This is a genomic window from Nonomuraea sp. B5E05 (assembly GCF_039880665.1).
Lineage (GTDB): Bacteria > Actinomycetota > Actinomycetes > Streptosporangiales > Streptosporangiaceae > Nonomuraea.
Map to the genome: position 1 here is coordinate 132,597 of NZ_JBDPMJ010000018.1, position 13,319 is coordinate 145,915.

The 13,319-nt window shown below is 70.2% G+C and carries 10 protein-coding genes; 3 read left to right on the plus strand and 7 right to left on the minus strand.

Going from position 1 to position 13,319, the window contains the following annotated elements:
* Positions 1-15: 15 nt before the first annotated feature.
* Positions 16-1,059 carry a BtrH N-terminal domain-containing protein gene (locus ABGB01_RS29975; RefSeq protein WP_347776878.1) on the minus strand — a complete coding sequence of 348 codons (1,044 nt, stop codon included), beginning with the start codon at positions 1,057-1,059 and terminating at the stop codon, positions 16-18.
* 198 nt (positions 1,060-1,257) lie between these two features.
* Between ABGB01_RS29975 and ABGB01_RS29980 the strand changes: the two genes are divergently transcribed.
* Positions 1,258-2,478, plus strand: coding sequence for a family 16 glycosylhydrolase (locus tag ABGB01_RS29980; RefSeq protein ID WP_347776879.1), 1,221 nt, complete (start codon positions 1,258-1,260; stop codon positions 2,476-2,478).
* Between the two features lie 50 nt (positions 2,479-2,528).
* Here ABGB01_RS29980 and ABGB01_RS29985 read toward each other — a convergent pair whose 3' ends face one another.
* Positions 2,529-3,119, minus strand: a complete 591-nt coding sequence (locus ABGB01_RS29985; RefSeq protein WP_347776880.1) for a TetR/AcrR family transcriptional regulator — start codon at positions 3,117-3,119, stop codon at positions 2,529-2,531.
* Between the two features lie 102 nt (positions 3,120-3,221).
* Between ABGB01_RS29985 and ABGB01_RS29990 the strand changes: the two genes are divergently transcribed.
* Positions 3,222-3,629: a hypothetical protein gene (locus ABGB01_RS29990; protein ID WP_347776881.1), complete on the plus strand. Its 408-nt coding sequence runs from the start codon at positions 3,222-3,224 to the stop codon at positions 3,627-3,629.
* A 15-nt stretch (positions 3,630-3,644) separates the two neighbouring features.
* Here the strand turns inward: ABGB01_RS29990 and ABGB01_RS29995 are convergent, their stop codons facing one another.
* Positions 3,645-4,109 carry a GNAT family N-acetyltransferase gene (locus tag ABGB01_RS29995; RefSeq protein ID WP_347776882.1) on the minus strand — a complete coding sequence of 155 codons (465 nt, stop codon included), beginning with the start codon at positions 4,107-4,109 and terminating at the stop codon, positions 3,645-3,647.
* A gap of 212 nt (positions 4,110-4,321) precedes the next feature.
* Between ABGB01_RS29995 and ABGB01_RS30000 the strand changes: the two genes are divergently transcribed.
* Positions 4,322-5,203, plus strand: a complete 882-nt coding sequence (locus ABGB01_RS30000; protein WP_347776883.1) for a helix-turn-helix domain-containing protein — start codon at positions 4,322-4,324, stop codon at positions 5,201-5,203.
* Here ABGB01_RS30000 and ABGB01_RS30005 read toward each other — a convergent pair.
* From ABGB01_RS30005 to ABGB01_RS30020, 4 genes are all read right to left on the minus strand, one after another.
* Positions 5,169-6,389, minus strand: coding sequence for an MFS transporter (locus ABGB01_RS30005; protein WP_347776884.1), 1,221 nt, complete (start codon positions 6,387-6,389; stop codon positions 5,169-5,171). The two genes, ABGB01_RS30000 and ABGB01_RS30005, sit on opposite strands and share 35 nt — an antisense overlap.
* A 359-nt stretch (positions 6,390-6,748) precedes the next feature.
* On the minus strand, positions 6,749-8,872 hold the full coding sequence (locus ABGB01_RS30010; RefSeq protein ID WP_347776885.1) for a carbon starvation CstA family protein: 2,124 nt from the start codon (positions 8,870-8,872) through the stop codon (positions 6,749-6,751).
* Between the two features lie 3 nt (positions 8,873-8,875).
* Positions 8,876-9,226: a hypothetical protein gene (locus ABGB01_RS30015; RefSeq protein ID WP_347776886.1), complete on the minus strand. Its 351-nt coding sequence runs from the start codon at positions 9,224-9,226 to the stop codon at positions 8,876-8,878.
* A 134-nt stretch (positions 9,227-9,360) separates the two neighbouring features.
* Complete coding sequence (locus tag ABGB01_RS30020; protein ID WP_347776887.1) at positions 9,361-13,167, minus strand: S8 family serine peptidase; 3,807 nt, start codon at positions 13,165-13,167, stop codon at positions 9,361-9,363.
* Positions 13,168-13,319: the final 152 nt, after the last annotated feature.

A 13,319-nucleotide genomic window follows, 5' to 3' on the forward strand; every position in this document is an offset into this window, starting at 1 on the left:
CGTGCGCGATCGAGCCTACGACGGAAGCCGGCTTCCTGTCGTGCGCGCCCGTGCTCCTACGGCCTCACCGCCGGGCTGCAACCGGCGCAGCGCCTGCATCGCGTCCTTCTCGATGCGTGAAAGATCGTGCAGGATGGCGCCGGCCTGCTGGAGGTGACCGGCGTCGCCGCTCTCCCCTGCCTTGGCGATCAGGGCGGACACGTCGGTCCACAGGGTGGCGGCCTCGGCGTACAGCCGGTGCCCTGCGCGGAGGTCGTTGTCGTCGATCAGCCGGGTGCACTCGTCGAGGAAGTCACGGTAGAGGGCCCGGAACAGGGCGCCGCCGGTGCCGCCCCTCTCCATGAGCAGGGCGGCCTGCGGCAGATCCTGCCGCGGCTCGCCGGCTCGCCCCAGCCATCCGGGCACCTTCTGGCCGGCCTTCGCGATGCCGCGGTGGCCCAGGTTCGCGATGGGGGCGGCGAGGAAGGCGTCGGCGCAGTGCCTGATGGCGGGGACGATCTGCTCCTGCCAGGCGAGCGGGTGAGCCGGCAGGGTGATGGTGAAGGACCGGTTCCTGGCGGTCATCGGGCCGCGTTCGGAGCGCGCCCTGGCAAGGTTTGTCCGGCTGGTGCGCACCGCTCCTCCCTGCTGGTCGGTGTCCACCAGGTAGGCGTCGTGCTCGTCGTAGCCGTACATGGCGACGACATGACCGCCGAAATGCACCTTGGACCGGAAATAGTCAAGGTGGTACGAGTCGAGCTGGAGGCCCACGGGCCGGCCGGCGTCGATGGGGGCGGCCACGTTCTCCCACGCCTTGCGCGCCGAGGCGGTCTCCTTGACCAGCAACGTCAGCCCCAGCCTGGCGGCCAGGTTCCGGGTGAGGTCGAAAGGCCTGACACGGCCGGCGAGAAAGGGGAAGGCCATGCTCTTGCTGTCCCAATAGAGGAAGGACAGGCCCGAGCCCAGCCCGAACAGCATGGGTTCGGACAGGTCGAGCCCTTCATGCCGCAACAGCGCCCCCAGCGCGGTCGTCTCGCAGTGGTGCATGCCGCGGGCCTCGACGCCCTTCACGATGGTCATGTGTCGCTCTCCTCATGCGGACGCGGCGTACGGCCACACCCTCCCGCCGGGATACAGCATGAGGCCTCCCACAGGGGGAGAGTCCAGCCGGACGGACAGGCCGGTGAATAATAAGTAAAGCTTCTTGTTGACAATGAAACGGCGCTGGGATTACATCCTGTTGATCGGGGGGGCAAGGACCACACACCGGAGGTCTCCATGCGCAAACCCCGGCTCCTTCTCGCGGCCACGGCCCTGCTCGTCACCCTCACCGGCGGCCTGGTCACCGGCGCCCCACCGGCCGAAGCCGACATCGGCCCGGTCACCTGGTCCGACGAGTTCAACGCCGCCGCCGGGACGTCCGTCGACGGCTCCAAGTGGAAGTTCGACATCGGCGGCGGGGGCTGGGGCAACAACGAGCTGCAGTATTACACCGACTCGACCCGTAACGTCTATCACGACGGGCAGGGCCACCTGGCCATCACCGCACGCCGGGAGAACCCGTCCAACCTGCAGTGCCACTACGGCACCTGCCAGTACACCTCCGGCCGGATCCTGACCGCCGAGAAGTTCACCCAGACGTACGGCCGCTTCGAGGCCGGCATCAAGATCCCCCGGGGCCAGGGCATCTGGCCGGCGTTCTGGATGCTCGGCGGGCGCAACTGGCCGGGCGACGGCGAGATCGACATCATGGAGAACATCGGCAGCGTCCCGAACACCGTGCACGGCACCGTCCACGGCCCCGGCTACTCCGGCGGCAGCGGGATCGGCGGCAGCCGCACGATCGGCGGGCCGCTCGGCGACGCCTTCCACAGGTACGCGGTCGAGTGGTCACCCAACCTCATCGTCTGGTATCTGGACGGTTCGGAATACTTCCGCATCACCCCGGCCGACCTCCGCGGCAACCAGTGGGTGTTCGACCACCCGTTCTTCATGATCATGAACGTGGCGGTCGGCGGCAACTGGCCAGGCCCGCCCAACTCGAGCACCACCTTCCCGCAGACAATGCTGATCGACTACGTCCGCGTCTCCGCGTGGACCGACGGCGGGCCGGGATCCGGCACCGCGCTCAAGTCCAGCCTGAACGGCCGCTGCATCGACATCCCCCGCGCCGACCCCGTGGACGGCGCCCCGCTGCAGATGTACGACTGCAACGGAACGGTCGCCCAGCAGTGGTCCGTCAACGGCGACGGCACGGTCCGCGCGATGGGCAAGTGCATGGACGCCGAGGCGGCCGGCACCGCCAACGGCACGCCGATCCAGCTCTACACGTGCAACGGCACCGGCGCCCAGCGCTTCACGCTCAGCCCGGCGGGCGACCTCGTCAACATCGCGGCCAACCGGTGCGTGGACGTCGTAGACCGCAACATCGCCAACGGCGCGCGGCTGCAACTGTGGGACTGCACCGGCGCGTCCAACCAGAAGTGGACCCGCTCCTGAGCGATGTTCCCGCAGGACGGGGCTCTCCGTCCTTCTGGGCGGAGAGCAGGTCAAGCCTTGAGTGAGTCGATGTGCGTCGAGAGGACGTCGGTCGCCCAGCTCGTGTCCGCTGTGGGCGGCTCGTAGACCAGGTGGCCGGCGAGTCCGTCGATGACCGCGTGCAGTCGTAGGGCTTCCAGCTGCACGTCTCGCCCCGGCGCCAGGTCGATGCCGTTGTCGAGCTGGGCGATCATCCAGCGGCAGGTGTCGCGGACGGCCTCGTGCGCCTCCGCGCGGGGGCCTCTGAGGCTCTCTTCGGCGGTGGCGGCGCTGAACAGCGCCATGTTGACCTCCATTTCCGCGCGCCGCTCGTCGTCGAGCGGCAGCAGCTCGCGCGCCACGGCCTCGACGGCCTGCCTGATGGTGGGTTGTGGCGGGATGGCGGTGATGCGGGCGCGGACGCGATTGACCACGAGCTGCATGGTGAAGACCAGCAGTTCGCTCTGCGTCCTGAAGACGTGACGCAGCGATCCGGCGGAGACTCCCGCCTCGGCGGCCACCATGCGCACGGAGACGTGGCCTACGCCATGCCGCATGATCACTCGCCAGGCTGCTTCGGCGAGCTCTTCGCGGCGCTGTTCATGATCGATGAGCCTGGGCATGGGAGCCATGTTAGCTCAGTCGTGCTAGCATCTCGAATTATGGTAGTACGACTGTACCAAGAAAAGAGTGTTCCCGCCGCTCTCCGCCTCCTCGTCCCCCAAATGCTCGTCCTGGTCGTCCTCTATATCGCCCTACCGGTGCAGATGGCCGTCGACCGCGACTTCACCAGCGCGTCGATCATGCGCAACAACCCCACTCTCGACCCCGCCAATCTCGACTTCGCCGTCAACGCCGCCATCGTTTACGCGATCGTCTTGCATGCCCTCGACGTCGTCCTCGTCGTCTGGTTCGTTCTCAAGGCGCTCCAGGGGCGCCGTTGGGCCCGCATCGCCCTCACCGTCTACCTGGTCATCGCCACCCTCGCCAGCTACATCTCCGCCGCCGCCGGCTCGGAGTACTGGTGGGCCGTCATCTCCGGCAACGTCATCCATCTCGCCATGATCGCCGCCCTCTGGCTGCCGGCCTCCGCCCGCGCGTTCTTCGCCGCGCATCGCCGGCACTCCGGATGATTGCGGCGACCGCCGCTACAGGTCCAGCGCCCCCACCGTCTCGCCGTCGCTCTCCTCGCCCGTGGGATGGAAGCCGAGCTTGCGGTAGAAGTTCCCGGGGCCGTCGTCGCCGGGGTGCCAGGTGACGTACATCCGCGTGCAGCCGCGGCGCCTGAGGTGCCCGGCCACGGCTTCGACGGCGAAGCGGCCGACCCCGCGCGCCTGCGCGTCGGCCGCCACGTTGAGCCGCCACAGGCCCGACCGGAAGTCGACCCCCTTGCCGTTCCAGTCGATGTCGAGGAAGGCCATGAGGAATCCCACGGGACGATCGCCGTCGAGGATCAGCCGGGGCCAGGCGACCTGCTGGTGGACGTACGCCTCCGCCAGCGACTTCATCACGGGCGCGACGAGCCGTTCCTGGTCGGGGCGGACCCGCACGGCGAGGGCCGTCTCGATGTTGGCAGGGATGATCGGCACCAGCCGGAGCGCGTCTGCGGTCATGGGAGAACGATAGGCGCCGGTGCTCTCGGCCGTTCCGTGAGCGTCCAAGGGCGAAACGCTGAGGAAACGCGCGCCGCCCTACACATGACTCGGGGCGTGGCGGAGGCGTTCCACCCCGGCAGGGCGTGCCTCCCGAGCGGACCCGCGAGGGATCACGGTGGGAGTCGTCGAGGTGTCGGGTCGTGCCGTGACGCTGCGTGTGGAGGACACGAGTGCGCGGGAGTGGAACGACGTTCATCGGCGGGCGTGTCGTCGATCTCGGCGTGGCCGCGCTTGAGGTGAGGAGGTACCGCCCGGTACGCCTACGGCGTGAGGCCGGCTGGGGGAGGGCGGAGGGCGAGGACGTGATCCAGCTCGTCCTGCCCGTGCGCGGCACGGTGAGCGCGACGTGGGCCGGGCGGCAGGACACCGTGACCGCCGGCGATCTCTACGCGCACGACCTCGCCCGGCTCGACGAGATGGTTCTGCGGCCCGACGGGCGCGGCGGCCTCGAGGTGGCCGTGGTCATCATCCCGAAGCCGGTGCTGCCGCTGCGGGCCCCAGCCGTGGACGCGGTGCTCGGGCATGGCGTCTCCACCGACGGCGGGGTGTACGAGCTGCTGAAGAAGTTCGTCGAGGCTCTGTCCGACGAGAAGCTGTCGCTCAGCCCGGCCGACGGGCAGCGGCTGGGGATGGTGCTGGTGGACCTCGTGTCCGTGTGCTTCTCCAGCCTGCTCGAATGCGGGGCCGGCGGGCGGGCGAGCTACCGGCGGCAGGACCTCGCCCGGCGGATACGCGCCTACATCCAGCGCCACCTGCACGACCAGCACCTGACTCCGCGCTCCATCGCGGCGGCGTACCACATCTCGGTGAGCTACCTGCACCGGTTGTTCCAGGACCAGGGCGACACGGTCTGCGGCTGGATACGCGATCAGCGGCTGAGGTGTACCCGTCGCGACCTCGCCGACGCGGCTCTGGCCGACGTCCCGATCCACCAGATCGCCGCCCGGTGGGGCTTCGGCGTGCCGGCGGATTTCAGCCGTACGTTCCGGAAGGTCTATGGCGAGTCGCCGCGGGAGTTCAGGTCCCGGACGGCTCGGACGGCACCGGATTAGCCGCCGCGGACGTGTAGGTGGCGCCGCAGCACACCGCGGAGGCGAGGGCGCCGATCCCGCACAGCCCCACCGTGGCCGAGGCGGTGACGCCGAGTTCGGTGACCCATCCCGCCAGGAGGAATCCGCCGCCCTGGCCGGCGGCGATGCCGGCGATCGCGACTCCCATGGCGCGTCCGCGGTAGGCCGGCGCGGCCCGCTGAATGAACATCGCGTTGAGCGGCGTGCTGAACGAGCATCCCAGTCCGCAGCAGAACAGCAGGGCGAGCACCACGGGTGCGGGCGGGTGCGCGAGCATGGGGAGCAGGGCGAGCCCGGAGAGCACGGCGAGCGGCACCGTGACGCGGTCGCGAACGGACGGGCGCGTCCACCGGGTGAGGACCGCCGCCCCGGTCGCGTAGCCGAGGGCGATGGAGGCCATGAGCACCCCGGCGAGTGGCGGGCCGCCGCCCAGTTCGCGGGCGAGGGGATAGGCGATCGCCTCGGTGCCGAAGGCGAAGGCCGGCACCAGCCAGACCAGGAGTAGGCACTGTCGCAGCCAGGGGTCGGCGAACACGTGGCGCACCCCTGCCGCCGCGTCCCTGAGGGGTGACCAGCGGGCGTTCCCCCTCTCGGGCGCGGGCCGGGGCCGGACGCCCCGCCAGATGAGCGCCGCGGAGAGCGCGAATGTCGCGGCGTTCGCGAGCAGCGCACCTGCGGGCGTGACGAGCAGGACGACGGCGCCTCCGATCGCGAACCCGGCCACCTGGCTGATCTGGTAGGTGAGGTTGGTCAGGCCGTTGCCGGCGATGTAGGCCTCGCCGCTGAGCACGTCCGGCATCAGCGCGGCGCGAGCGCTCATGAACGGCGGGGTGAACAGGTGCGCGAGATAGAGCAGAGCGATCGCGGCGCCGATCGGCATGCCCGGCAGCGCCAGCGCCGCGACCAGTATCGCCCTGGCCAGGTCGCAGACGATGAGCAGGCCCCGGCGCGGAAATCTGTCGGCGAGCGAACCCAGCACAGGGCCGAGCGCGGACGGCAGGAACGCCGCGGAGAACGCGACCGCGGTGGCGACCGGCGAGCCGGTCCTGTCGAACACCAGAATGGCCACGGCGACGGACGAGAGCTGGTCGCCCACGTAGGAGAGCGCATAGGCCGGGTAGAGGTAGCGAAACTCCCGCACCGTGAAAAGGCCGGCGAAGGTGGCCATCACTCAGTCCGCGCGCTCGCGGCCGCGACGGTTCCGAGGACCGCCGGCCTTCTCGTTGTCGGCATGGCTTCACCATGCTGGGCGGCCGTTGCCGTGGGCAACGGCATGGAGTGCACAGTTCGTATGCCAGGCGTGCACACCGCCCACGGCGGCTGCGTGCGTGGTGAGACAGCACTCGAGGACGGGACCCCGAGTGCTGTCGTCTCACCTGTTCCTACTGCCAGCCGTTCGTGCGCATGGCACTCCTCCCCTCGTCGTGAAGCGCTCCGCTCAAGCGTTTCAGGAGATTCGCGCCGTTGTCGTTGGCCGGGAGTCGCCAGGTTGTTGGTGAGGCGTGAACGGGCGGAACAGCGGTCCGGTCAGCCGTCGGGTGACGACTTCGCCATCATCGCGCGTTCCTCCCGGGTGGCGATGAGACCGGCCGGTGCGAAGATCTTGGACTCCTCGTACGGCGCCTCCGCGGTCGGCAGCGTCTCCCCGCTCCTGATCACCCGGATCCACACCCGTAGCGCGTCCACGATCACGACGATGATGAGGATCGCGAACAGCGCGGCCAGGATGCCGTCGACGGTGGAGTTGAGCACGATCTGCTCCATCTCGCCCCGCGTCTTGGCGGGTGCGAGCAACTGCCCCTGGTCCAGGGCCGTCTGGTAGCGGTCGCGCTGGGAGAAGAAGCCGAGTGTCGGATCGGACGAGAACACCTTCTGCCAGCTGGCCGTGAGCGTGACGGCGGCGTCCCAGGCCAGCGGGATCGCCGTCACCCAGGCCCACTTCAGCCGCCCGCTCTTGATCAGCAGGGTGGTGGCCACGGTGAGCGCCACGGCGGCGAGCAACTGGTTGGCGATGCCGAACAGCGGGAAGAGCTGGTTGATCCCGCCGAGCGGGTCGTTGACGCCCTGGTAGAGGAAGTACCCCCAGGCGGCCACGACGACGGCGCTGGTGACGATGAGTCCCGGCCACCAGCTGACCCGGGAGATCGGCTTCCACACGTTGCCGATGGTGTCCTGGAGCATGAACCGTCCCACCCGGGTGCCGGCGTCCACGGTGGTGAGGATGAACAGCGCCTCGAACATGATCGCGAAGTGGTACCAGAATGCCTGCCAGCCGGCTCCGCCGAGGAAGCCCGAGAAGATCTGCGAGATGCCGACGGCGAGGGTGGGCGCGCCGCCCGTCCGGGCGATCAGCGTCTCCTCCTGTACGGCGTCCGCCGCCGCCGACAACTGCTCGGGCGTGATGACGAAGCCGAGGTTCGTCACGGCCTGGGCGGCGCTCTCGACGGTGGCCCCGACGACGCCGGCGGGGGAGTTCATGGCGAAGTAGAGGCCCGGGGTCAGCACGCAGGCGGCCGTGATGGCCATGACGGCCACGAACGACTCCATGAGCATGGAGCCGTAGCCGATCATCCGGACCTGCGTCTCCTTCTGGATCATCTTGGGCGTCGTGCCGGACGAGATCAGCGCGTGGAATCCCGACAGGGCCCCGCAGGCGATGATGATGAACACGAACGGGAACAACGACCCGGCGAAGACCGGCCCTTCGCCGTTGAACGCGAAGTCGGTGAAGGCCGGGGTCTTCAACGTCGGCATCGTGACGGCGATGCCGATCGCGATGAGCGCGATGGTGCCGATCTTCATGAACGTCGACAGGTAGTCGCGCGGCGCGAGCAACATCCACACGGGCAGCACCGCGGCGACGAACCCGTACGCGATGAGCCAGAGGGACAGGGCCGACGGGCTCAGCGTGAAGAACGGCGCCCAGCTCGAGTCCTGCACCCAGCCGCCGGCGACGATCGCCAGCAGCAGCAGCACGACGCCGATCACGGTGGTCTCGACGACCTTGCCCGGCCGGATCACCCGCAGGTAGAACCCCATGAACAGGGCGATCGGGATGGTCATCGCGATGGAGAAGACACCCCACGGCGACTGCGCCAGGGCGTTGACCACGACCAGCGCCAGCACCGCCAGCAGGATGATCATGATGGCGAAGACGGCGACGAGCGCGGCGGCCCCGCCGACCGGCCCGATCTCGTCGCGGGCCATCTGCCCGAGGCTGCGCCCGTTGCGCCGCATGGAGAAGAACAGGATCACCATGTCCTGTACGGCCCCGGCGAAGATGACGCCTGCGACGATCCAAATGGTGCCGGGCAGGAAGCCCATCTGCGCGGCGAGTACGGGCCCGACCAGCGGCCCCGCGCCGGCGATGGCGGCGAAGTGGTGGCCGAAGAGGATGCGCCGGTCGGTCGGGTGGTAGTCGATGCCGTTGTCGAGCCGCTCGGCCGGGGTGGCGCGCCGGTCGTCGGCGCCCAGCACCCTGCGCACGATGAAGCGGGCGTAGAAGCGGTAGGCGATGGCGTACGAGCCGAGCGCGGCGGCCAGCAGCCAGACCGCGTTGACGTTCTCGCCTCTGGACAGGGCCAGCACGGCCCATCCCGCGGCGCCGACGAGGGCGACCGCCGTCCAGATGATGATGGAACGCAGTTTCACCCGTTACCTCCCATCTAAGGAGCCATCTAGCGAGCCATACAGGGGGCGCCCCAGGCAGCAGCGCAGTCCGGCGTCCGGCGGCAGATCGGAGGTGAACCGCCGCCAGCGCCACAGCGGACGGCAGTCGATCGTGACGGGGAGGTCGGTGAGATGCACCCAGGCGGTCGGATGCGCGTACACCAGGTCGATTCCGAGCGGGCGTGCGCGACGGGGCAGTCGCGGGCGGCGCAGCGGCCGGACCGAGAACTCGCCCGCGTCGGCGCAGCAGAGCCCGGTCACGTGCCAGTCGAAGAACAGCACTTCTTCGTCGCCGAGCGCTTCACGTGCGGCAGGAGTCAACGTGATTCGGGACATCTGGCGCTCCTGATAACAGGTAGCTCAGAATTAATGTCGGCTTTACCCGGTTTATCAGCCCTTGAAACAGTTATGGCAATTCTGGGCAAGAGCGCCCCCTGGCCCAAAGGGTCAGGGGGCGCACCGTCAACGGGTCATGGTTTGTTCCACGGCTCGAAATAGGCCACCGTGGTGAAATCGACCTCCGTTCCTGAAAGCAGGTCCCCGGACGTCGTGCTCGATCCGGTCACGAAGATCCGCACCCCGGAGTCGCCGGTCGCGTCCACGGCGAGCGCATGCGCCTTGTCCGCGGCGCCGGCCGCGCCGCCGTACTCGCCGGTCCAGACGGGCTCACCGGTCGCGGCGTCGTAGGCGATCGTCACGTAGTCGAACTTCTGAAGGAACTCGTCGGGCCCGGACACCTCGTTCCAGCCCTGCCCCGTAATGACGATCTTGCTGCCGTCCGGTGTCACGGCGACGTCCCAGGCGAGGTCCTGCTCGTTCGCCCTGCCGTTGTGACGCTGCACCCACACCCGCTCGCCTGTCCCGGGACGGTAGGCGATCGTGGTGAAGTCGTCCCTCGTCCCCTCACCCTCGGTGTTGCCGGTGACATACAGCGTGCCGCCGGGCCCCGCCGTGATGTCGCGCGGAGTGTCGCCGCCGTGCGCGGGGCCGTCGAAACGGTCCGCCCAGAGCTCCCCGCCCGTGACGGTGTCGTACGCGATCGTGGTCATGTCGGTCTTCGTCTCCCCGGCGCTGGTTCCGATGACGAAGAACGACCCGCCGTCCGCGGCGACGGACATGCCGCCAGGGATGTCCCAGCCGTGCGCCGGGCCGTCGTGCCGGGCCGTCCAGAGCTGCTCGCCGGTGGCGGCGTCGTAGGCCACGGTTCCCCAGTCGGACCATCCTGTGCCGGGCGCGCCCTGGCTCTGGCCGGTGACCAGGAGCTTGGAGCCGTCAGGAGTCGTCTTGACCACCCGCGCGGAGTCGGTGCCGTCGCCGGGCCCGTTGTACTGCGCGACCCACTTCTGCTCGCCGCTGCCCGCGTCGTACGCGACCGTGACGTAGTCGTCCTTGCCGCCCACGCCCAGCGAGGTCATGCCGGTGACGTAGACGTGCGTGCCGTCGGGGCCGACCGTCAGGGCGTCGGCGCGGTCGGAGGCGTTCGCCGACCCGTTGTGCCGCGCGACCCAGAGCTCCTCGCCCGTGGCCGTGTCGTACGCGATCGTGACGGCGTCGTTGCCGGTGTCCTGGCCGGCGCTGATGCCGGTGACGAAGAGCCGGGCGCCGTCGGGGCTCACCTCGATCCCCGCCGGCTCGTCGAAGGTGCCGGCCGGTCCCGCGTACGCCGTGCTCCACAGCTCGGCGCCGGTGGCGGCGTCGTGGGCGACGGTCGAGATGCGCGCGCTGCGCACGCCGGGCTGCGAGCCGTAGCTCGCGCCGGACACGTAGACCCGCTCGCCCTCGGGGTCGAGGGCGATGTGCTCGGCGGTGTCCTCCCCGCCCGCGACCCCGTGAGCGGCCGCCCACGCCTCGGCCACCGGCCGCACGACGACGGGCACGCGTACGGTGTGCCGGCGGTCCTTCCAGGTGAGCTGCCCGCCCACGTAGGCGTTCATGGGGGCGGTGGTCCTCTTGAGGGTCACCGTGAACGACTTGGTCTGCCCCGGCCGCAGGGTGAGCCGGCGCGGCTTGACCGTGACGTCGACGCCTTGGAGCCCGGTCGTGGAGGCGGTGTAGGTGGCGGTGCGGCGGTCGACGTTGGTGACCTCGCGGGTCACCGTACGCGTGCCGGGCAGCCGGCCGACCGCGATGGACGGGACGTTCAGGTCGGCGGCCTCGAACGAGTGGCCCTTCCTGGCCAGGTGCTCGCAGGTCCGCTCCTCGACGCCGCTGGTCGAGCCGCACAGGAAGGCCAGCCAGTCCTTGATGTCGCTGTCGTAGACCAGCCCGGGGTCGGCGGCGCTGTTCGGCGCGACGTGGCCGGCGCCCTGGCCGAAGATCACCAACGGGTCGTGGCCGGGCCCGTCGAGCACGTCGGAGCCGCTGGTCATCAGCGCCGACTTGACGGCCATCGGCGACCAGCGCGGGTGCAGGTCCTTCAGCAGCGCGGCGAGCCCGGCGACGTGCGGCGCCGACATCGACGTGCCGCTCGCGACGTTGAACGCGGACCCGTTGGCGCCCGGCGGCGCGTACGCGGCCAGGATGTCCTGCCCGGGAGCGGTCAGGTCGGGCTTGAGCAGGTCGCCGCCCGCGGCGGTCAACGGCCCCCGGGAGGAGAACGCGGCCACGTACGGGGCGGGCGCGTCATCGACGATCTTCGCCTGCTCGATCGTGGCCGTCGCGCCGTCCGCGGCGGCGTGGTCCTTGACCGCCTGCCTGTCCTTCTGCGCGACGTGCAGCGTCGGCACGGCGTGCAGGTCGGCGTTGAGCGAGTTGTCGTCGGTGTTGGCCAGGATCATGCCGACCCCGCCCGCCTCGGCGACGGCGACGCTCTTGTTGGCGCGCGGCGTCTCCCCGCGGTCACAGACGACGATCTTGCCCTTGACCTTGGCTGGGTCGAGCACCGCCTGGCCGCCGTTGTCCCTGGCGGCGTGGCACTGCGCCAGCCGGGTCGCGTCCGCGCCCGGCAGCCCCGCGGCGGTGGAGTCGACGAGAGGCGCGGGCCCCGCCTTGACCGCCGCCAGCGAGGCGCCGCTCAGGGTGGCCCCGTCGCCGAGTGTGGCCGAACCCCGCGTGCCGCGGTCATGCGTGCCCGCCGCGACCGTGGTCACCCAGGGGGACGGATGCGCGACGGTGCCCGCGGCCGGACCGCTGTTGCCGGCCGAGGCCGCCACGAACACGCCCGCCTCGGCCGCCGACAGGAACGCCACCTCGGCGGGGTCGAGCAGGTCCGAGCTTGTGCCGGAGACCGAGTAGTTGATGACGTCCACGCCGTCCGCCACCGCCTGGTCGATGGCGGCGACCAGGTCGGAGTAGTAGCCGTTGGCCGTGGAGGCGTCCTCGGCCGACCAGAGCGCCTTGTAGGCGGCGACCCTGGCGCGCGGCGCGATGCCGCTGATCGAGCCGAACACCGCGGCCGGCCCGGTCACCTCGACGCCGTGGTTGCCCGCCGCGGTCGAGGCGGTGTGCGTGCCGTGGCCGTTGTAGTCGCGCGGCGACAGGTATTCCCAGGGCATCGCCTGCTTGACGCCCTCGTCGCCGCCCCAGCCGGCGTTGAAGTGCCGCGCCGCGACGAGCTTGCCGTTGCACAGGGCGGCGGTCCACGACTCGTCAGGACTGCTCCCCGGGCATGTGCCGTGGAAGCCGGACACCTTGCCGTACGGCCTCCCGCCCGGCCCCGGGTCGGCGAAGCTCTGGCTGTCGGCCCAGATGCCGCTGTCGATCACGCCGATGACCAGGCCGTCGCCCGCGCCCTTGCCCCGCCGGCCGCCCGTGGGGCCGCCGAGTTCGTCCCACAGGCCGCCGCGCTTGTCGAGGCCGAGGAACGACGGCGTCGACGACGTCGCCACCGGCACCTTCCTGTCCTCGGTCACGGCCACGACGTCGGGCAGCGCGCGTAACCCGGCGGCCTGCGCCTCCGTCAGCCGGGCCGCGAAGCCGCCGTAGGAGTAGACGTAGTCGTAGACCTTCGTGCCGCCGCCCACCTTCTTCAACGCGGCGTCGTGCCTGCCGCGCAGGTGGTCGGCGTACCTCGTCACCTCGCTGGAGCCGGGGTCGATCTTCTCGCCCTGTTCGGGCTTGGTCTCGGCCAGCCCCGCGACGTCCCCTTCGTAGGTCGCCACGGGGTCGGGGGTCATCTGCACGATGTAGGTCTTCTGCTCTGCCGGGCCGGCCGCCGCGGTGGCCTGGCCCGGCGCGGTCGCTCCGGCCAGCGCCAGCCCCGTGAGTGCCACGGCCGCCGCCAGCCGGCGTCTGAACGTCGTGAATCCAGGAGATCCAGGAGATGTGGACAGGTCCATCGTCGCCCCTCAGTGCGTCGCCGCCGATCACGCGGACGGTCGAGACGCTAGTGACGGGCGGGGAAGGGGACATCCGTAACGCATACGGATTTTTGACCATCACTCGATCCGGTAGCCTGTTGAAGCTGATATATCGCCATCGGGGCAGGTGG

Bases quoted from the DNA above. Each gene is read 5' to 3' on its own strand.
- ABGB01_RS29975 (WP_347776878.1), bottom strand. From the start codon at position 1,059: ATGACCATCGTGAAGGGCGTCGAGGCCCGCGGCATGCACCACTGCGAG.
- ABGB01_RS29980 (WP_347776879.1), top strand. From the start codon at position 1,258: ATGCGCAAACCCCGGCTCCTTCTCGCGGCCACGGCCCTGCTCGTCACC.
- ABGB01_RS29985 (WP_347776880.1), bottom strand. From the start codon at position 3,119: ATGCCCAGGCTCATCGATCATGAACAGCGCCGCGAAGAGCTCGCCGAA.
- ABGB01_RS29990 (WP_347776881.1), top strand. From the start codon at position 3,222: ATGCTCGTCCTGGTCGTCCTCTATATCGCCCTACCGGTGCAGATGGCC.
- ABGB01_RS29995 (WP_347776882.1), bottom strand. From the start codon at position 4,109: ATGACCGCAGACGCGCTCCGGCTGGTGCCGATCATCCCTGCCAACATC.
- ABGB01_RS30005 (WP_347776884.1), bottom strand. From the start codon at position 6,389: ATGGCCACCTTCGCCGGCCTTTTCACGGTGCGGGAGTTTCGCTACCTC.
- ABGB01_RS30015 (WP_347776886.1), bottom strand. From the start codon at position 9,226: ATGTCCCGAATCACGTTGACTCCTGCCGCACGTGAAGCGCTCGGCGAC.
- ABGB01_RS30020 (WP_347776887.1), bottom strand. From the start codon at position 13,167: ATGGACCTGTCCACATCTCCTGGATCTCCTGGATTCACGACGTTCAGA.